The organism is Gordonia sp. NPDC003424, assembly GCF_053588655.1.
The window spans coordinates 198,404-217,722 of the sequence record NZ_JBSFQJ010000005.1 but is presented as its reverse complement, the minus strand read 5'-3'; the positions used below and the strand labels follow the sequence as shown (position 1 = coordinate 217,722).

Sequence of the window (19,319 nt, the reverse complement as noted above, 5' to 3'; positions counted from 1 at the left end):
ACACGGAGTTCGACGACCCTTCGATCAGCCCGCCGGCGGCAGGTAGACGGTGTGCAGGTGCTGGAAGGAGTGCAGTCCCTCCGGTCCCAGTTCGCGGCCCATCCCGCTGTTCTTGATGCCGCCGAACGGCGCCACCGGATCGTTGGAGTAGTGGTTGACGCCGACGGTGCCGGAGCGGACCTTGCTCGCCAGAGCGGACGCCCGTTCGACGTCCGACGACCAGACCGAGCCGCCGAGTCCGTACTCGCTGTCGTTGGCGATGGCCAGCGCTTCGGCCTCGTCGCGGAACGGGATGATCGAGAGCACCGGTCCGAAGATCTCCTCCCGCGCAATGGTCGCGGTGTTGTCGAGATCGGCGAACACGGTCGGTTCGACGAAGTACCCGGCGTCGATTGACGGGCGGCCGCCGCCGGTGGTCAGGCGTGCGCCCTCCGCTTTGCCCTTGGCGATGTAGCCCTCGACCCGGTCACGCTGCCGTGCCGAGACGAGCGGACCGACCTTGGTGGCCGGGTCGAGCGGATCGCCGACATCCAGCGACGCCGCCAATCCGGTGACCGCGTCGACGATCTCGTCGTAGCGCGACTGCGGGGCCAGCACCCGGGTGTTGAGCCAGCAGATCTGGCCGTTGTTGAGCAGGGTGGCGGCGAACAGCGATTCCATCGACGCCGACAGGTCGACGTCGTCGAGCAGGATGGCCGCCGACTTGCCGCCCAGTTCCAGCGTGACCGGCCGGAGTAGTCGTCCGCAGGTTTCGGCGATGGAGCGGCCGGCCGCGGTGGACCCGGTGAAGGAGACCTTGTCGATGTCGGGGTGTTCGACGAGGTACGCACCGATCTCACGTCCTCCGGGAACCACGTTCAGGACGCCGTCGGGGAGGCCGGCCGCATGCGCCGCCTCGGCCATCAGGAACGCGTCGAGCACCGTCTCCTCGGCGGGTTTGAGGACCACCGTGCATCCGGCCGCCAAGGCGGGGGCGAGCTTGAGGAAGGTGATCGCCTGCGGCACATTCCACGGCACGATGGCCCCGACGACGCCGATCGGCTTACGGGAGACCAGGGCGGTGCCGCCGAGCATGCCCGGACGGGAGTCGACCTCGGCCGAGTTGACCATCATGTCGCTGAAGTAGCGCAACAGAATCGGCGGGAATCCACCCTCGAACTGCTCGGCCAGCCAGATGGGCATGCCGTTCTGGATGGTGACACGGCGTGAGGTCTCGGCGGATCGCGATTCGAGTTCGGTGGCGAATCGCTCGAGCACCTCGGCGCGCTGTTTGGGATGCCACGTCGACCAGCCATTGGGATCGTCGAAGGCGGATCGGGCGGCGGCGACGGCGCGATCGATGTCCTGGCGGGAGCTGGCGGGTACGGACCCGATGGCCTCCTCGGTGGCCGGGGACCGCACCTCGATGAGATCCGCGGTCGCCGGCGATTGCCAGGATCCGCCGATGTAGAGCTCGGAATAGTCGATGGTGGACATGTTGCTCCTGTCTGACACTGCTGCAGTCTGCGCCCGGATGTGAATGGGGTCACGTCCCAGGATTGCCACGTCGGACGGTCGGCGCAATCAATCTTTGGGTCTGACCAATGAAAATCCCACCAATGGCGGACGCCTATCACCCTTTCGGGTGATCTCAGTGAGCGAGCCTACCCGCCTCTTGCCTTTTCGGTACGACCATTCTAATAATTGGACATATCTCGAGTGTGAGGAAGGCGGAAGCATGAGCATCGAGCGCAATCTCGGCAGGTACACCCAGGAACAGATCGAGCAGTACTACGCGTCGGGCCAGTGGGCCGACGAGAACTTCACCGAGCTCTTGCGCTCGCGAGCCGAACGCAACCCGAACAAGGTTTTCGTCACCGACGGCACGCATGCGTTGACCTTCGCCGAACTGTACGACAGCTCGCAGCGACTGGCGCTCGGCCTGCACCGCCGCGGCCTGGCGGAGGGAGATCGGGTGGCGGTGCAGCTACCCAACTGGGCTGCCTTCGTGGTCGTGGCCGCCGCGCTGGCCCGGATCGGCGCGGTGATGGTGCCGATCATGCCGATCTACCGTAAAGACGAAGTGTCGCACGTGATCTCTGACGCGGCGGTCCGGATGGCGATCGCACCGGCGGAGTTCAAGGGATTCGACTACGTGTCGATGTTCGACGAGATCCGTCGCGATTCGGCGACCCTGGAATCGATTGTCGCGGTGCGAGCACCCGGTGAGGCTCGGCAATCGTTGGCCGCCCGCGGCATCGACGTGTTCGAGGACGTGCTCGTCGACGGTGTCGATGCGGCCGAGATCGACGCCGAGCTGGACTTCCGCGCGCACCCGGATGATCCGTACGTCATCGTGTACACCTCCGGCACCACCTCGCGGCCCAAGGGGTGCGTGCACACCTTCAACACCTATGCGGCCGGTGCCAGGGCGCTGACCATCGCCTTCGGCCACACCGAGGGTGATGTGCAGTTCGGACCGTCGCCCATCACCCACACCACCGGCCTGGTCACCAGTGTGCTGATCCCGCTGTTGGCCGGTGCAGCCACGCACGTGATGGCCGAGTGGAGTCCCGCGCAGGGGCTGATCGAGGTGCAGAAGTTCGGGTGTACCGCAGCGGTTACCGCCACCACCTTCTTGCAGACGCTGGTGTCTGCCGCCGAGGTCGATCCGAGTGCCGACCTGTCGTGCCTACGGATGTGGACATGCGCGGGTTCGCCGATCCCGGCGGCCGTAGTGGAGAAGGCAAAGGCGAAACTACCGACGGCGAGCATCCTTTCGCTCTACGGACGCAGCGAGAACCTGACCACCACCACCTGCACCATCGGCGACGACCCGCATCACGCCATCACCTCCGACGGCGCGGCACTGCCCGGCGCGGAGGTTGCCGTCGTCGGACCAGATGGTTTCGAGGTCCCCCGCGGCACCGAGGGCGACATTGCCTATCGCGGGCCGTCGCACATGCTCGAATACCTGAACCGGCCCGACGAAACCGCCGAACTGTTCACCTCAGAGGGCTTTTCGCGGTCCGGCGATCTCGGTGTCATGGATGCGGATGGTTTTGTCCGGGTCACCGGCCGTACCAAGGACATCGTGATCCGCGGCGGGATGAACATCAGTGTGCGCGAGGTCGAGGACAAGCTCGCGACGCATCCGGATCTGCTGGAACTGGCCGTCGTCGGCATGCCCGACGAGAAGCTCGGCGAGAAGGTGTGCTGCTACGTCGTCCCCAAGGAAGGCCACGCGGCCCCTACCGTCGACGAACTCCGCACCTACCTCACCGACCGTGGTGTCGCGATCCAGAAGACACCCGAACGCGTCATCGCGATCGACGCGCTGCCGATGACGGCGACGGGCAAGATCCAGAAGCATGTGCTGCGTAAGCAAGTCGCCGCCGAACTCAACCAACCCACGGCCGCCGGGGCGGTGTGAGGGCCGGGCCCAGGTCCTCAAACCGCCCCTTGAGCTTGTCGAAAGGCGTTTCGACCAGCGTCGGGCTCGCTGCGCTCGCTCGTCGCGCTCAACGAGCGGGTGGTCGACTCCCCACGCCCGTTGAGCAGTTGGCGAGGCGCTAGCCGAGACGGCGAGTCGAAGCGGGCACCCCGACAAACCGGACACCCAAACTCACCCCAACCCCTTGCGCCATTCGGTCCGACCATTCTAATATTCAGACAAGAAGTTGTGATCTGGGATACAGAGGATGGCAGGATGACCAGCGAACGCAATGTGGGCCGGTATTCGCAGGAGCAGATCGACGAGTACTACGCGTCGGGCCAGTGGGCGGATGAGAACTTCACCGAGTTGCTGCGCACCCAAGCGCAAGCGCGGCCCGACAAGGTGTTCGTCACCGACGGCATCAACGCTTTCACGTTTGCCGAGGTCCGCGACACCTCGCAGCGTCTCGCTTTGGGATTCCATCGTCGTGGACTGTCGGCGGGTGACCGGGTGGCGGTGCAGTTGCCGAACTGGGAGGCCTTCGTCATCGTCGCTGCCGCGCTGACCCGCATCGGTGCGGTGATGGTGCCGATCATGCCCATCTACCGCCGCGACGAGGTGGCCCATGTCGTCGGTGACGCCTCGATCACCGCGGCCATCGCGCCCGTCGAGTTCAAGGGTTTCGACTACGTGTCGATGTTCGACGACATCCGACGCGACTCCGCGCTGGAGACGATCATCGCCGTGCGTGCACCCGAGGAGGCGCGCGACGGACTGCGGTCACGCAACATCGATGTGCTCGAGGACTTCGTCGTCGACGACGTCACGTCGGACGAGGTCGACGCCGAACTCGACTTCCGTGCACATCCCGACGACCCTTACGTCATCGTCTACACCTCGGGCACGACGTCGCGCCCGAAGGGGTGCCTGCACACCTTCAACACCTACATGTCGGGTGCGCGTGCGCTGGCGGTCGCGTTCGGGCACACCGAAAACGACGTGCAATTCGGGCCGTCGCCGGTCACCCACACCACCGGCCTGGTCACCAGCGTCCTGCTGCCGTTACGCGTGGGCGCCGCAACACATTTCATGGCCGACTGGAATCCCGCCCAAGGACTGGTCGAGATCGAGAAGTACGGCTGCACCTCCGCGGTGACGGCCACGGTCTTCCTCCAGACTCTGATCGCCGCCGCGGAACAGAATCCCAAGGCCAACCTGTCGTCGCTGCGGGTCTGGACATGCGCCGGCTCGCCGATCCCGTCCGCGGTGGTGCAGAACGCCAAGGCGCAACTACCCACCGCATCGATCCTTTCGCTGTATGGGCGCAGTGAAAACCTCTGCACCACAACATGCACCGTGGACGACGCCCCAGAGCGCGCGGTCAACTCCGACGGCGCCGCCCTGCCGGGCGCCGAGGTGAAGGTCCTCGGACCGGACGGCTACGAGGCCACCCGCGGCACCGAAGGGGACATCGCCTACCGCGGGCCGTCGCACATGATCGAATATCTGAACCGACCCGATGACACCGCGGAACTGTTCACCCCAGAGGGCTTTTCGCGGTCCGGCGACCTCGGCGTGATGGACGCCGACGGCTTCGTCCGGGTCACCGGCCGCACCAAGGACATCATCATCCGCGGCGGGATGAACATCAGCGTCCGCGAGGTCGAGGACAAGCTGGCGAGTCACCCTGATTTGCTCGCGCTGGCAGTGGTCGGCATGCCCGACGAAACGTTGGGGGAGAAGGTGTGCTGCTACGTCGTGCCCAAGGAGGGGCATGCCGCGCCCACCGTCGAAGAGCTGCGGACCTACCTCACCGACCGCGATGTTGCCATCCAGAAGACTCCTGAGCGAGTGATCGTGATCGATGCGCTGCCGATGACGGCGACCGGCAAGATCCAGAAGCATGTGCTGCGCAAGCAGGTGGCCGACGAGTTGCAGCAACCGACTGCGGCAGGTGCGGTCTGAGGAAGCGCGCTCAGCTCAACCTGAACAGATAACGAGAGAAGCCGTACGCCTGCCGATGCCACTTCCGAGCCGGAACCATGCGGACGTTGGCTGGCTTCAGCTGCCCGAGTGTTCGTCGTGGCCACTGGGTTTGTCCTTGTTTGATGTTATGGTAAGACCAAATAGCCGAGTCGGTGATCGCCGGTCGGTGGCCGAACCGAAGGGGCGAATGGATGACGGACGCGGCACAGGCATATCGATTGCGGACGGTCGTCAACCTGCGTGACCTCGGTGGCCTACCGGTCGCAGGCGGCGGGCGCACTCGATCGGACGTCCTGCTCCGCAGCGACGCGCCCTACCCGGGCGACGACCATCCCGGCGGCGACGTGCGTTGGCCGCCGTCGGTGGTGATCGATCTGCGCGCGCAGGGGGAAGCCGTCAAGGCCGGAAACGACTGGCCGGCGGATGTTGAGCGCATCAGCACGCCGCTGTTCTCCGGGGCCCGACTCGACCGGACAGTGGAACGACCACTGATCGATGTGTATCGCGACGTTATGGGCCAGGCGGCCGGTCGGGTGGCCGCGGCGATCAACGCGTTCAGTCTGTCCGGTTCGACGTTGGTTCATTGCGCGGCGGGCAAGGACCGCACCGGCATCGTCGTCGCCACCATACTTGCCCTCGCGGGCGTCGAGGCCGAAGCCATCATCGAGGACTATGCGCGAACGGAACTCGCGATCACCGGAGTTTATGACCGTATGCGAGAACGCAATCGGCTACCCGCCGCGGTAACGGTCGATCACCAGATCTTCCGGTCACCCCGATCGGCGGTCAAGTGGTTCTGGCCGAACTGGATTCGGCTCCGGGGGGCCCGTGGGGCTGGTTTTCGGTGAACGGCGGTGACGTGACGCGACTCGAGAGTTGGCTCGCTCGCTTCGTCGATGACGATGCGGCGGCGGGAGGTCTCGATGCCTGAGCCGATGGTCGAGATCAGCCCAACCGATTTCGTGGTGTCCGGCGCGGAGGCGCTACTGCGGGTGAATGCGGTACGGCTGAGTCCGGTGAGCGCCGAGTTGTCGATGGCGTCGGGTCCGTGGCTGCAGGATCCGATGACGGGCAACCGTGGAGCGCTCGGTGTGCCGCTCGATGATGTGACGGGGTATGTCGTCGCTGCCGGACGGCCTGATGGTTGGTGGCCGGTGAGTCTCGGCATCCGTGTCGACTTCCTCGCCGATCCGCCCACGGACGGTCCACCGATGGTGGTGACGGGCGAATTGGTTGCCCGCCACCCAGGTGGCGCCGCCACCCGCGGATCGGTCAGCACCGCTGACGGCGAGGTCATCGCGCTCGTCACGCAGCGCTCGCATCTCATTCCCGTCGATGCCGCACCTACTGGTCCGGATGTGCCCCACACTCCGCCGCCGTCGGACGTTACGGTGCGTGACGCGTTGGGCTTTCGTCAGAACGCGGCGGGTGTGGTGGAGATGGCGCCGACGATGTTCGCGCCCAACGGGAAAGGCGATGTCCACGGCGGTGTGTTGATCATCGGCAGCGAACGCGCGGCGCTGGCAGCCGTCGGGGGCGGCGACGAATTCCGCGCCACCAGTATCGATATCGCCTACGTCCGGCCCGGAGATGCCCGCAATATCGTCATCTTCCGGTCCGACGTCCAGCATCGGGGACGGTCGTTGGCGGTGGTCCGGGTGACAGCGGAGAACTTCTCGGGCAAGCCGTGTGCGCTGGCCACGGTGATCGTCCAACGGAGACAGCTATGAAGGCCATCGTCATGGCGGAGTTCGGGGAGCCCGACGTGCTGGTGCCCGCCGAGGTCGACGAGCCGACGGCGCGGCCGGGCTGGGTGACCGTGAAACTGCGAGCCAGCGCACTCAATTGGCACGATGTCTTGGTGCGCCGGGGCCAATACAAGTCGCCGCTGCCGCATACGCCAGGTGCCGACGGTGCCGGAATACGCACGGACACCGGCGAGGAGGTCGTCATCCTGCCGTCGCTGTTCTGGGGCGAGAGTACCGACGCGCCCGCTCCCGGGTTCGAGATCCTGGGTGATCACCGGCCGGGCACGTACGCCGAATACGTCAGTGTTCCCGAGGAATGTCTGGCGTCCAAGCCGGTTGGGTTCACCTGGGAGCAGGCGGCCGCCCTGCCGCTGGTGGGGGTGACCTCCTACCGGGCCCTCGTCAGCCGTGCAGGTCTGCGTGCCGGCGAATCCTTGCTGATCATCGGCGCCGGAGGCGGAATCTCGACGATGGCTATGTCGTTGGCCTCGGCCATCGGTGCCCACACCTACGTGACGGCGTCGTCGGGGGAGAAGCTGGGACGGGCGCAGGCCGCCGGTGCCGACGGCGGTGTCCTACACACCGAGAACGACTGGCCGGATGCGGCAAAGAAGCTCTCGCCCAACGGAATCGGATTCGACGTCATCCTCGACCCGGTCGGTCTGTGGGATCGTTCACTGGGTGCGCTCCGGCCGGGTGGGCGGCTCGTCGTGCTCGGCGCCAACGTCGCCGAACACGTCGACATCGACGTCCGGAAGTTCTTCTTCGGGCAGTACAGCCTTCTCGGTACGACGATGGGTGGGCCGGAAGACTTTCGTGGGCTGCTGGATATCGTCTCGTCGGGGAAGGTTGCGCCGCCTACGACCGCTCAGTCGTTTCCGCTCGGCGAGGCCGCCGAGGCCCATCGCTGTCTCGAAGCCGGTGGTGAGTTCGGCAAGATTGTGTTGGTGCCGTGAGTTCGCATCCCTGACTGCGTGATTTCGCGAAGCCACCCACCGCTTGTCGAGTAGTCGCCACCGAGCGCAGCGAAGCGTGGGCGTATCGAGACCGCTCGCACGTGATCTCGATACGGTCGTCGCAAGCTCCTCCCTACTCGATCAGCGGAGAGGAACGGTCGTCGCACGCTTCTCCCTACTCGATCAGCGAAGGTGGCGCGTGAAACTGGACCAGAAACAGCGAGACTCCCTTATCCACGGGAGTGGGGGAGTCTCGCCCTTGGAACACTACGGAATTCGAAGAGCACGATCAACGCCACACATCACCGCGATTCTCGGATGAGGACATCCCCTCGAGGCCGCCCTCGCGCAGCCAGGCAATCTGACGGGTCCGCGCCGAGGAAGTCACGGTGTGCCGCAGCGCAGCACGCACAGTGTCGGAGACGCCTGTCGTCCTCAGTTCCGCCCGGGCGGCAGCCAGCAGGTCGTCGTCCAGGTCAATGAGCCTCTTCGTCATGACGCCTCCGCGAAAAGGAATCCAAAAATGCCAGCAACAGCGAGACCTCCGTATCCACAGGTGGGGAGGTCTGCGCTCTCCATCCTACGGAGTCCGTCGACGGCAGTCACACCCTCACTTCGTTCGCACGTGGCTGCTCAATCAGCGAATGGCGCGATCGGCCATGTGGTCATGCCGGCACGTGTACCCTCGCCGTCCCCGACACGACCACCCGATCCTCGACAGTCGCCTGTATCACCAACTCCGCAACTCCTTCGTCGACACTCTCCACCCGCCCGCCGAGCTGCAGCGTCTCACCGATCGCCAGGGGAGAGACGAACCGGACCGAGAAAGCGCGCACATTCTCCACACCGACCAGGTCGGACGCGAACGCCGCGAGCATCCCGGCCTGCATCTGGCCCATCGAGATCACACCCGGTAGTCCGGCGCGCTGGGCGTAGGCGGCGTCGTGGTGCAGGGGATTGAAATCGCCTCCGGCACCGGCGAATCGGACGATGTCGGTCTGGGTGATCGGGCCGATGTCCCGCGGCTCGAGTTCCTGGCCGGCGGTCAGAGCGATCGGTGTGCGAATCATCATGCGCCCCTTTCGATGAGCACTTCACGCTGGGTCACGACGGTGTCACCGGCATCGTCGACCCACGAGGTTTCCAGCGTGACCAGCCGCATGGTCCCGCCGCGCTTGCCGTCACGGGTGGTGTCGTCGACCACTCGGCGCGTCCCGGTCAGCCGATCACCCACGACCAGTGGGCGTGCGTACTCCCACTCCACCGAACCGACCACCACGCGTTCGATCGCCAGGCCCAGCGCGGACACGAACCCGGCCTGGTCGCGGTGATGACCCGCCACCACCACATGCGTCGGGGTCGCCGGAATCGATTCGAAACCGGCCGCAGCTGCCACTTCGGGATCGGTGTGCACCGGATCGGCGGCATGTGTCGCCCGAGCGAACTCACGCACCTTACCCGCCTCTACCTCGAACGATACGACGTCGAGAACGGTCCCGACCGGTATCGTCTCGACGGATGAGCTCGTCATCGAAACCTCCCTAGATTTTTTGGTCTGACCTATTGTAACGTTGGTCCGTAACGATGTGGAGGTTCCTGATGGATCTGAGCGACTCGCCGGACGAAGCACAGTTCCGGACCCGTGTCCGCGACTGGCTGACCGAGGCCCTGCCCACCCTGCCCTGGCCCGAGCCGACGCGACTCGAGGACAAGCGAGGGTTCTGGTCGGTATGGCAGCGGAAGCTGTTCGACGCCGGATTCGCCGGGTTGTCGTGGCCGAAGGAATTCGGCGGTGCCGGCGCGGACGCGAAGGTCAAGGCCATCTTCAACGAGGAGATGGACCGGGCTGGCGCACCCGATCGGCTCAACATCATCGGCGAGGACTTCGCCGGCCCGACCATCGTCGCGTTCGGCAATGACGAGCAGAAGCAACGCTACCTGCAGCCGATCCTCACCGGCGACGAGATCTGGTGCCAACTGTTCTCCGAACCGGAATCCGGCTCCGACCTGGCGTCGCTGCGCACCAAGGCCACCAAGGTCGACGGCGGCTGGCGCATCCAGGGGCAGAAGATCTGGACATCGAGGGCACAGATCGCCGACAACGCCATCCTGCTCGCCCGCACCGGTGGCGGCGACCGTCACAAGGGCATCACCTACTTCCTGCTGCCGATGAACTCCGACGGCGTCACCGTCCGCCCCCTTGAACACATGCTCGGTGAGGCCGAGTTCAACGAGGTCTTCCTCGACGACGTCTTCGTGCCCGACGCCAACGTCGTCGGTGAGGTCGATGGCGGTTGGAAGGTCGCCATGGGCACCTTGGCTTTCGAGCGCGTCGGCATCGCGACCGGCCGCGTCAACACGACCCGGGCCGTCGTCGACCTCGTCGCTCAGATCAAGCGCAGCACCGCCGACGACGGCACCCCACTGGCGTCGAAAACCGCAATCCGCCAACGCATTGCCGACCTCTACGGCCGCGCACTCACGCACTACCTGATCGGTCAGCGCGTGATCACCGGTGCCGCCTCCGGACAACCGCCGGGCCCGGTCACCTCGATCGGCAAACTGTACTTCTGCCCACTCGTCGAGGACATCGCCGACTTCGGTCTGGAACTGTCCGATTTCGGTGGACAATTCGGACTTTCCGCCAACGACGATGACACCGACTTCGATGCCGACCAGCAACGCTGGCTGCGCCTGGCCTATCAGGCTCGCGGCACCGCCATCGCCGGTGGCTCGACCTTCATTCAACGCAATATCGCTGCCGAGCGTGTGCTCGGGATGCCCCGAAGCTGAACGGAGACATGATGAGTACCTATGTGTGGACTCCGAGCACCGACTACCTGGAGAACGCCAACGTCCTGCGTCTGGGTCGCGCTCACGGCATCGACTCGATCGGCGAACTGCGGCGTCGTTCCACCGAGGACATCGAATGGTATTGGGACGCAGCCATCACAGACCTCGGTATCCCGTTCGCCACGCCGTATGAGAAGGTCCTCGACACCTCCGGCGGTGTCGAGTTTCCGGATTGGTTCGTCGGCGGCACGTTCAACGCGGTGGATGCGTGCATCACGCGGTGGCTTGCCGAGCGGGCGGACGAGCCGGCGATTGTGCATGAGGCCGAGGACGGTTCGGTCCGCACGCTGACCTACGGCGAGTTGGCGGATCAGGTGGGTCGTGTTGCGGCCGGGTTGATCGAGTTGGGTGTCGGCGAGGGTGACGCGGTCGGTATCTATCTGCCGATGATCCCCGAAGCCGTGATCGCGTGTTATGCCGCAGCGGGTATCGGCGCGATTCTGGTGCCGTTGTTCTCCGGGTTCGCTGCACCGGCGATCGCGTCGCGTCTCAACGACGCCGAGGTGACCGCGATCGTGGTGGCGGACGGCACGATCCGCCGTGGCCGCACCGTGGACATGATCGGTGAGCTGGCCAAGGCGTTGCCGCAGACACCGTCGGTGCGGTCGGTCATCGCTGTCGACAATGTCGGTGGCACTGTCGATCTCGGCGATGGCGACGTGGCGACCGTGACCTGGGACAGCCTCGCCGGCGCCGACCGCGCACCGCATGAGGTCCAGCCCTTTCCCGCGATGCAGACTCTGATGCTGGGCTACACATCGGGCACGACGGGAAAACCCAAGGGCGCGGTGCACACGCACACCGGCTTCACCATCAAGGTCGCTACCGAGGTCGCCTACTCCTTCGACATCAACGCCGGTGACACGTTCTGCTGGATCACCGACATGGGATGGGTGATGGGCCCGCTGGCCGCGTTCGGTACTCACGCCAACGGCGCCACGCTGCTGCTGTATGAGGGCTCACCCGATGTCCCCGACGCGTGTCGGCTGTGGGATCTGGTGGCGCGTCATCAGATCACGATGCTGGGGGTGTCGCCGACGCTGATCCGGGCGTTGAAGTCGACCCCGCTGCAGGAGATCGCGAACCGGGACCTGTCCTCGGTGCACGTCCTCGGGTCCACCGGCGAACCGTGGGATCCGGACTCGTATAACTGGTTGGCCGACAACGTGTTCGGTGCCCGCGTCCCGGTCATCAACTTCTCCGGCGGCACCGAGGTCGGCGGCTCGTTCCTGGCGCCGTATCCGGTGGAGCCGATCCCGAGTTGCTCGTTGGGTGGGCCGTCGCTCGGCATGGATGTCGACGTCGTCGACAACAGCGGAAAACCGTTGCGCGGCAGCATCGGTGAACTCGTATGCCGACAGCCGTGGCCGGCGATGACCCGCGGGGTGTGGCACGACCGCGAGCGCTATCTCGAGTCCTACTGGTCGACCTTCCCCGGCATGTGGTGTCACGGCGACTACGCCCTGATCGACGACGACGGTCAGTGGTACATCCTGGGCCGCTCCGACGATGTCATGAACGTCGCCGGCAAGCGCCTCGCACCCGCCGAGGTGGAGTCCGTGCTGACCACTCATCCCGCGGTTGCCGAGGCGGCAGCGGTCGGTGTGCCGGACCCGAAGAAGGGGGAAACCGTGTGGGCGTTCTGGGTTCCCCGGCCCGGCGCAGACACCGAGGGCGTCTCCGAGGAGTTGCGCCAGCTGGTCGCGACCGGCGTCGGCAAACCCTTCGCTCCGGCCAAGGTGTGGACCGTCGACGCGCTGCCCAAGACGCGGTCGGCGAAGATCCTCCGGCGGGCGGTGCGGGCCGCCGCCATCGGCACCGACCCGGGCGATCTGTCGAGCGCTGAGAACCCGGAAGCCGTCGACGCCATCCGCGACGTCGTGCACGGCGCGGGCGTGAGCTGAGGAGCGAAGTATGCACTGGGAACTGTCCGACGAACAAGAACTGTTCGCAACGTCGTTGCGGGAGTGGATCTCCACGAAATTCCCCACTGACACCGTCCGTGAGCTGCACGCGAGTGACGCTGCTACCTTCACCGAAGCCTTGATCGGTGAAGGCTGGTGGGGCGTCGGCTACGCCGAAGAAGCCGGCGGGCAGGGCGGGGGAGCCCTCGAACTGGCCTTGGCTGCACGCGAATTCGGGCGGGCCGCCGTCCCCGATTCACGGTGGTTGGCCGCCGCGCTCGCCGCGCCGCTGCTGACCGACGACGAACTCTCCGCCCAACTCGACGGCGAGCGCCAGTTCGCGGTGACCATCCGCGCCGACCGTATACCGTCCTGGTCACCGGTTGCCACCGACGGCGCACGCCTGACCGGAACCTTCGAGCACGTCCTCGGCGCCGCCGATGCCGACGTGTACCTGGTGCCGGTCATCGGGCCCGACGGCCTGGCGGTGGCGCGGGTTGCGGCTGCTGACGCCACGGTGACGACCGAGAACCTCCTCGACCGATCCCGGTCGGCCGGTGCCGTGACCTTCACCGACGCCCCGATCACCGAGCTAGTGGCAGGGTCAGCGCTCGAGGACGCCGCGATCCGAGCCGCCGTCCTCGTCGCCGCCGATGCCCTCGGCGCTGCCGAACGCATGCTCGACCTGGCCGTCGAGTACAGCAAGCAGCGCAAGCAATTCGGCCAACTCATCGGTGGGTTCCAGGCCGTCAAACACGCCTGCGCGCAGATGTTGGTGACCGTCGAGGCGTCGTTCTCCATCGCGCTGTACGCGGCCGCGGCCGTCGACGCGGGCCTGGAGAATGCGCCGACCATCGCCGCCGTGGCCAAGGCACAGGTCACAAAGGCCGTCGCCGATCTTGCCGATTCGGCGCTGACCGTGCACGGCGCCATCGGCTACACCTGGGAACACGACCTGCACCTGTTCTACAAGCGTGCCAAGTTCGACCGCACCCTGTTCGGCACCCCCTCGACTTGGAACGAACGGATCGCGGCCGCCCTGCTCGACACCGCGAGCGAAAACACCTAAAGCAAACCCTTGCATTATTTGGTCAGTCCATTGGTATAGTTGTCTGACCGGAGAGATGGAGCACCGACGTGGATTTCGAACTGACAGATGACCAGATCACGATTCGTGACGCGGTCGCCGAGCTGGCGGCCAAGTTCGACGATCAGTACTGGCAGGAGAAGGACGAGAAGCACGAGTTCCCGACCGAGTTCTACAACGCCTTCGCCGAAGGTGGCTGGCTCGGGATCACCACCCCGGAGGAGTACGGCGGCCACGGCTACGGCATCACCGAGGCGTCGATCATCCTCGAGCAGATCGCCGCATCCGGTGCCGGGATGAACGGCGCCAGCTCCTTGCATCTGTCGATCTTCGGCATGCACCCGGTCATCGTGCACGGCAGCGAGGAACTCAAGCAGCGCACCCTGCCGCGCATCGTCAGCGGCGACCTGCACGTCTGCTTCGGGGTCACCGAACCCGGCGCCGGACTCGACACCACCAAGATCACCACCTTCGCCAAGCGCGAGGGCGACAAGTACATCGTCAACGGACGCAAGGTGTGGATCTCCAAGGCCGTCGAGTCGGAGAAGGTCCTGCTCCTGACCCGCACGCAGAAGTTCGACGAGTCGCCCCGCAAGACCGACGGCATGACGCTGTTCCTGACCGATCTCGACCGCAGCAAGGTCGACATCCGGCCGATCAAGAAGATGGGCCGCAACGCCGTCACCTCCAACGAGCTGTTCATCGACGGCCTGGAGATCCCCGTCGAGGACCGCGTCGGCGAGGAGGGCAAGGGCTTCACCTACATCCTCGACGGCCTCAATCCGGAACGCTGCCTCGTCGCTGCCGAAGCACTCGGCATCGGCCGCGCCGCGATGCGTGCCGCCGTCCGCTACGGCAACGACCGTGAGGTCTTCGGCCGCCCCATCGGCAAGAACCAGGGCATCCAGTTCCCGCTCGCCGACTCGCTGGCCCGCCTCGACGCGGCAGAACTCATGTTGCGCAAGGCCACCTGGCTCTACGACAACGGAAAGCCCTGTGGCCGTGAGGCGAACACCGCCAAGTACCTGTGTGCCGACGCCGGATTCGACGCCGCCGACCGCGCGCTGCAGACCCACGGCGGCATGGGTTACTCCGAGGAATACAACGTCGCCCGTTACTTCCGCGAAGCGCGACTGACCCGTATCGCACCGATCAGCCAGGAAATGATCCTCAACTACCTCGGCTCGCACGTCCTCGGCCTTCCCAGGAGCTACTGATGACCACATCATCCTCTGTCCCGCACGGCATTCAGGTGTTCGGACTCGACGGCCGCACCGCGCTGGTCACCGGCGCCGGTGGCGGCGTCGGCGCGGCGGTCGCCGAAGCGTTCGCCGCGGCCGGCGCCCGTGTGCTCGTCACCGACATCAACAAGGACGCGGCAGCCGAGGTCGCCGACCGGATCACCGCGAACGGTGGTGTGGCCGAACCCTTTGCCCTCGACGTCTGCGACGCCGACAACGCCCGTGACGCCGTCGCCGCGGCCGCACGTCTCGGCGACGGCACGCTGCACATCCTGGTCAACAACGCCGGCGTCATCAAGCCCGCCATGTTCCCGAAGATGGACGAGGGCAGGTTCCGGGCCGTGATCGACACCCACCTGATGGGCACCTACCACTGCAGTCACGCCGCACTGGAGTATCTGCCCTCCGACGGCACCGGACGCATCATCAACGTCACCTCGGCGGCCGGGCTCACCGGCACCATCGGCCAGGCGAACTACGGTGCGGCCAAGGCGGCCATTGTCGGCTTCACCAAATCCCTTGCCCGCGAACTCGCCAAACAGTCGGTGACGGTGAATGCTGTTGCGCCGCTGGCGGCGACCGCGATGACCGAGAACATCCGCAGCAACGAGAAACTCGCCGAGAAAACCCTCGCGCGGATTCCGCTGGGACGCTGGGCCTATCCCGACGAGATCGCCCCCACGTTCGTGTTCCTCGCATCGCCCGCGGCGGCCTACATCACCGGACAGGTTCTTCCGGTCGACGGCGGGACGGTGATCTGACGTGGCGCAGCGCATTACGGGTCCGTTCGTGGAGGCGGGCCGCGAGGTCGTCATCGCCGAGGCGGTGCGCACCCCGATCGGCAAATCCCACCCCGAGAAGGGCTGGTTCCGCGACACCCATCCCAACGCGATGCTCGCGGCGTGCTATCAGGATCTGGTGGCGCGCACCGGCATCGACCCGGCCGTCATCGAGGACCTGCTCATCGGTTGCACCGCGCCGTTCGGCGAGCAGTCCCGCAACATCGGCCGCAACGCCTGGCTGCAGGCCGGGTACCCGCCGGAGGTGCCCGCCACCACCCTCGACCGGCGCTGCGGATCGGCGCAGACCTCCGTGAACTTTGCTGCGGCACTGGTCTCCTCGGGAGTCCACGACGTGGTCATCGCCGGCGGCGTAGAGCACATGGGGCATGTCCCGATGAACTCGCCCGCCAAGATCAGCGAACTCTACGGCGAACCCTGGCCCGCAGAACTGCGCGCCCAGTACGACTTCGTCACCCAGGGTGAGAGCGCCGAACTCATCGCCGACCGGTGGAACATCTCCCGCACCGAGATGGACGAGTTCGCGGTCCGCTCACACGCTCTCGCGGCCGCGGCCATCGACGCCGGACGATTCGACAACGAGATGGTCCGGATGGAACTCGATGGCGAGATACGCCTGAGTGATCAAGCGGTGCGTCCGGGTACGTCGCTGGACACCCTCGGCAAACTCAAGACCGTATTCCGCGCGGACGGCCGGGTCACCGCCGGTAGTTCCAGCCCCATCTGCGACAGCGCCGCCGCTGTGCTGCTGTGTACCCGAGAGGCCGCCGAGCGTCACGGCCTGCGGATCCGCGCGCGGATCGCCGACCAGACCACCGTCGGTGTCGACCCGATCATCATGCTGACCGGACCCATCCCCGCCACCCGCAAGATCCTCGACCGTAACCGGTTGACCGTCAACGACATCGATCTGTTCGAGGTCAACGAGGCATTCAGTTCCGTGGTGCTGGCGTGGCAGCGGGAACTCAAGCCGGACGAGGATCGCGTCAATGTCAACGGTGGCGCGATCGCACTCGGCCACGCTGTCGGCGCCACCGGGTCGCGTCTGATCGCGTCGATCCTGTCGGAGATGGAACGCCGCGACAGCCACCTCGGACTGGTCACCATGTGCTGCGGCGGTGGGCTCGGCACCGGCACCTTGATCGAACGGGTCGAGTAGATGGTCGACTTCGGTGGTCGGCTGAAGCCGGGCATGGGCGTCTGGTGGAGTCAGGCGGCCGCCGAGCCGCGGCCACTGGTCGACGAACTCCTGGCCCAGGCACCCGCCGTCGGACCGCTCAAACTGTTCACCGGATTGAGCTGGAATGATCAATTGGCGCAGTCGATCTCACCCGCCGACACCATGGTCTCCTACGGCGGACTCGGTGCGCTACGGGCACTCGGTGATACCGACCAACTCGAAGTGGTGCCATGTCACTACTCGGCGTTGCCGCGGATGTTCGCCGAACATCGACTGCCGTGCGACGCCGGCCTGTTGCAGGTGTCGCCGCCCGACCGTGACGGCATGTGCTCACTCGGAATCGGTGTGGACTACATGGCCAACGCCGTCGACCACACCTCGCTACTGTTCGCCGAGATCAACCAGCAGATGCCGGCACTTGCGGGATCACCGCGAATCCCGGTGTCACGCTTCGCCGGGGTTGTCGAGACCGACCGTCCCCTCCAAGAAGAGGCGGTGCGGCCACCCGGCGACCTCGACCGCGCCATCGCCGCACACATCGCCGAACTGATCGACGACGGCGACACCCTCCAGGTGGGTATCGGATCGATGGGTACCGCGGTCCTCGACGCACTTGCCGGTCATCGCGACCTCGGCGTGCACTCGGGGATGGTCACCGACGGGGTCATGCGGCTCATCGACAAAGGGGTTGTCACCGGCGCCCGCAAACAGGTCGACGTCGGATTGGCGGTCGCCGGTACGGCATTGGGTTCCGCGGACCTGTACTCCCGTGTCTCCGATCTGCCGATGCTGTTCCGGCCGACCAGTTACACTCATGCGCCACAGGTCTTGTCGCAGCTGTCGTCGCTGGTCGCGGTCAACTTCGCGATCGAAGTGGACCTCACTGGCCAGGTCGGCGCAGAGGTGAGCCGCGGCACCTACCTCGGTGCGGTCGGCGGACAGGTCGACTTCGCGCGGGCCGCGGCACTGACCGGCCGGCGATCCATCATCGCGCTGCGGTCGACCATGCGCGGGCAATCATCGATCAAGTTCAACCTCGATGAGGGCATCGTCACCACCGCCCGCGCCGACGTCGACTGCGTCGTCACCGAACACGGCATCGCGCACCTGCGCGGACAACCGCTCGGCGAACGTCGCCGACGACTCATCGCCATCGCGGCGCCTGAGTTCCGCGACGAACTCGCCGGCGCGGTGCGCGCAGCTTCCTAGACAACCGCAATCACTACCGAAGGGACACAACAGCTATGAGCCATCGAGTCGCACTCGTCACCGGCGGGGCCCAGGGCATCGGCGAGGGCATCTCCCGCAAACTCGGAGAGGTCGGCTTCCGGGTCGCCGTCGCCGACCTGAATCTGGAAGCGGCACAACAGACCGCCAAGGAGATCGTGGCCGCCGGGGGAGAGGCCATCGCGGTACCGATCGACGTCACCGACACCGAATCGGTGAAGGCCGCTGTCGCGCAGATCGAGAAGGACCTCGGTCCGGTCGATGTCGCGGTCAACAACGCCGGCTGGGACGACTTCATGAAGTTCCTCGACACCACCGAGGACTTCTGGAACAAGATCCTCGACATCAACTTCAAGGGCGCGCTGCGCGTGAACCACACCGTCGTGCCGGGCATGATCGAACGCGGCTTCGGCCGGGTCATCAACATCGGCTCCGACGCCGGTCGCGTCGGCTCCTCGCTGGAAGCCGTGTACTCCGGCGCCAAGGGCGGCATCATCGCCTTCACCAAAACCCTCGCCCGCGAGGTCGCGACCAAGGGTGTCACCGTCAACACCGTGTGCCCCGGCCCCACCGACACCCCGGCACTGCGCAAGTTCGCCAACAACTCCGGCCAGGACGCCGACAAGGTCCTCGGCGGCATGACCCGCGCCGTGCCGATGAAGCGACTCGCCTCGCCGTCGGACATCGCGGTGGCCGTGGCCTTCTTCGCCTCGGACGAGACCGGCTACATCACCGGGCAGACGTTGTCGGTCAGCGGCGGCCTGACGATGGCATGAGTCGGGGGCCTGAGGCTTCCCGCTGGTCGCACCCGCCCACCCGCTGGTTGAGTAGCGACGTCCGAGCTTGCGAGGCCGACGCGTATCGAAACCACCTCCTCACGCGGCGCTTCCCCGCTGGTTGAGCAGCATCCGGAGCGCCAGCG

Annotated in this window: 17 protein-coding genes; 13 read left to right on the top strand and 4 right to left on the bottom strand. The window is 66.1% G+C overall.

Features of this window, described 5'->3' with window-relative positions; translation table 11 throughout:
- Positions 1-24: 24 nt before the first annotated feature.
- Positions 25-1,476, bottom strand: coding sequence for an aldehyde dehydrogenase (locus ACWDTI_RS10090; RefSeq protein ID WP_449737929.1), 1,452 nt, complete (start codon positions 1,474-1,476; stop codon positions 25-27).
- A 241-nt stretch (positions 1,477-1,717) separates the two neighbouring features.
- Between ACWDTI_RS10090 and ACWDTI_RS10085 the strand changes: the two genes are divergently transcribed.
- The 5 genes from ACWDTI_RS10085 (at position 1,718) to ACWDTI_RS10065 (ending at position 8,105) form a co-directional block, all read left to right on the top strand.
- On the top strand, positions 1,718-3,412 hold the full coding sequence (locus ACWDTI_RS10085; RefSeq protein WP_449737928.1) for an AMP-binding protein: 1,695 nt from the start codon (positions 1,718-1,720) through the stop codon (positions 3,410-3,412).
- Between the two features lie 276 nt (positions 3,413-3,688).
- Positions 3,689-5,380, top strand: coding sequence for an AMP-binding protein (locus tag ACWDTI_RS10080; RefSeq protein ID WP_449737927.1), 1,692 nt, complete (start codon positions 3,689-3,691; stop codon positions 5,378-5,380).
- Between the two features lie 212 nt (positions 5,381-5,592).
- Positions 5,593-6,249 carry a tyrosine-protein phosphatase gene (locus tag ACWDTI_RS10075; protein WP_449737926.1) on the top strand — a complete coding sequence of 219 codons (657 nt, stop codon included), beginning with the start codon at positions 5,593-5,595 and terminating at the stop codon, positions 6,247-6,249.
- A 75-nt stretch (positions 6,250-6,324) separates the two neighbouring features.
- Positions 6,325-7,131, top strand: a complete 807-nt coding sequence (locus ACWDTI_RS10070; RefSeq protein WP_449737925.1) for a PaaI family thioesterase — start codon at positions 6,325-6,327, stop codon at positions 7,129-7,131.
- On the top strand, positions 7,128-8,105 hold the full coding sequence (locus ACWDTI_RS10065) for a quinone oxidoreductase family protein (RefSeq protein WP_449737924.1): 978 nt from the start codon (positions 7,128-7,130) through the stop codon (positions 8,103-8,105). The genes ACWDTI_RS10070 and ACWDTI_RS10065 overlap by 4 nt, the downstream gene beginning before the upstream one ends.
- A 289-nt stretch (positions 8,106-8,394) precedes the next feature.
- On the opposite strand, the gene ACWDTI_RS10060 is transcribed toward ACWDTI_RS10065, so the two are convergent.
- From ACWDTI_RS10060 to ACWDTI_RS10050, 3 genes are all read right to left on the bottom strand, one after another.
- Positions 8,395-8,601, bottom strand: coding sequence for a DUF2191 domain-containing protein (locus ACWDTI_RS10060; RefSeq protein WP_449737923.1), 207 nt, complete (start codon positions 8,599-8,601; stop codon positions 8,395-8,397).
- A gap of 169 nt (positions 8,602-8,770) precedes the next feature.
- A complete protein-coding gene (locus ACWDTI_RS10055) occupies positions 8,771-9,175 on the bottom strand; it encodes a MaoC family dehydratase (RefSeq protein ID WP_449738049.1) in 405 nt (134 codons plus the stop codon).
- Positions 9,175-9,636, bottom strand: a complete 462-nt coding sequence (locus tag ACWDTI_RS10050) for an FAS1-like dehydratase domain-containing protein (RefSeq protein ID WP_449737922.1) — start codon at positions 9,634-9,636, stop codon at positions 9,175-9,177. The genes ACWDTI_RS10055 and ACWDTI_RS10050 overlap by 1 nt, the downstream gene beginning before the upstream one ends.
- 68 nt (positions 9,637-9,704) lie before the next feature.
- Here ACWDTI_RS10050 and ACWDTI_RS10045 point away from each other — a divergent pair, with 68 nt between their 5' ends.
- From ACWDTI_RS10045 to ACWDTI_RS10010, 8 genes are all read left to right on the top strand, one after another.
- The gene (locus ACWDTI_RS10045; RefSeq protein ID WP_449737921.1) at positions 9,705-10,898 is read left to right on the top strand and encodes an acyl-CoA dehydrogenase family protein; all 1,194 of its coding nucleotides are present in this window, start codon (positions 9,705-9,707) and stop codon (positions 10,896-10,898) included.
- 11 nt (positions 10,899-10,909) lie between these two features.
- Positions 10,910-12,862: an AMP-binding protein gene (locus ACWDTI_RS10040; RefSeq protein ID WP_449738048.1), complete on the top strand. Its 1,953-nt coding sequence runs from the start codon at positions 10,910-10,912 to the stop codon at positions 12,860-12,862.
- A gap of 10 nt (positions 12,863-12,872) precedes the next feature.
- Positions 12,873-13,931, top strand: a complete 1,059-nt coding sequence (locus ACWDTI_RS10035; RefSeq protein WP_449737920.1) for an acyl-CoA dehydrogenase family protein — start codon at positions 12,873-12,875, stop codon at positions 13,929-13,931.
- Between the two features lie 68 nt (positions 13,932-13,999).
- The gene (locus tag ACWDTI_RS10030) at positions 14,000-15,166 is read left to right on the top strand and encodes an acyl-CoA dehydrogenase family protein (RefSeq protein WP_449737919.1); all 1,167 of its coding nucleotides are present in this window, start codon (positions 14,000-14,002) and stop codon (positions 15,164-15,166) included.
- On the top strand, positions 15,166-15,951 hold the full coding sequence (locus ACWDTI_RS10025) for an SDR family NAD(P)-dependent oxidoreductase (protein WP_449737918.1): 786 nt from the start codon (positions 15,166-15,168) through the stop codon (positions 15,949-15,951). Before ACWDTI_RS10030 ends, ACWDTI_RS10025 begins: the two co-directional genes overlap by 1 nt.
- A gap of 1 nt (position 15,952) precedes the next feature.
- On the top strand, positions 15,953-17,149 hold the full coding sequence (locus ACWDTI_RS10020; protein WP_449737917.1) for a thiolase family protein: 1,197 nt from the start codon (positions 15,953-15,955) through the stop codon (positions 17,147-17,149).
- Complete coding sequence (locus ACWDTI_RS10015; RefSeq protein WP_449737916.1) at positions 17,150-18,379, top strand: acetyl-CoA hydrolase/transferase family protein; 1,230 nt, start codon at positions 17,150-17,152, stop codon at positions 18,377-18,379. It abuts the gene before it with no gap.
- 35 nt (positions 18,380-18,414) lie between these two features.
- Entirely contained in the window at positions 18,415-19,173 is a 759-nt protein-coding gene (locus ACWDTI_RS10010; RefSeq protein ID WP_449737915.1) for an SDR family NAD(P)-dependent oxidoreductase, read from the top strand.
- Positions 19,174-19,319: the final 146 nt, after the last annotated feature.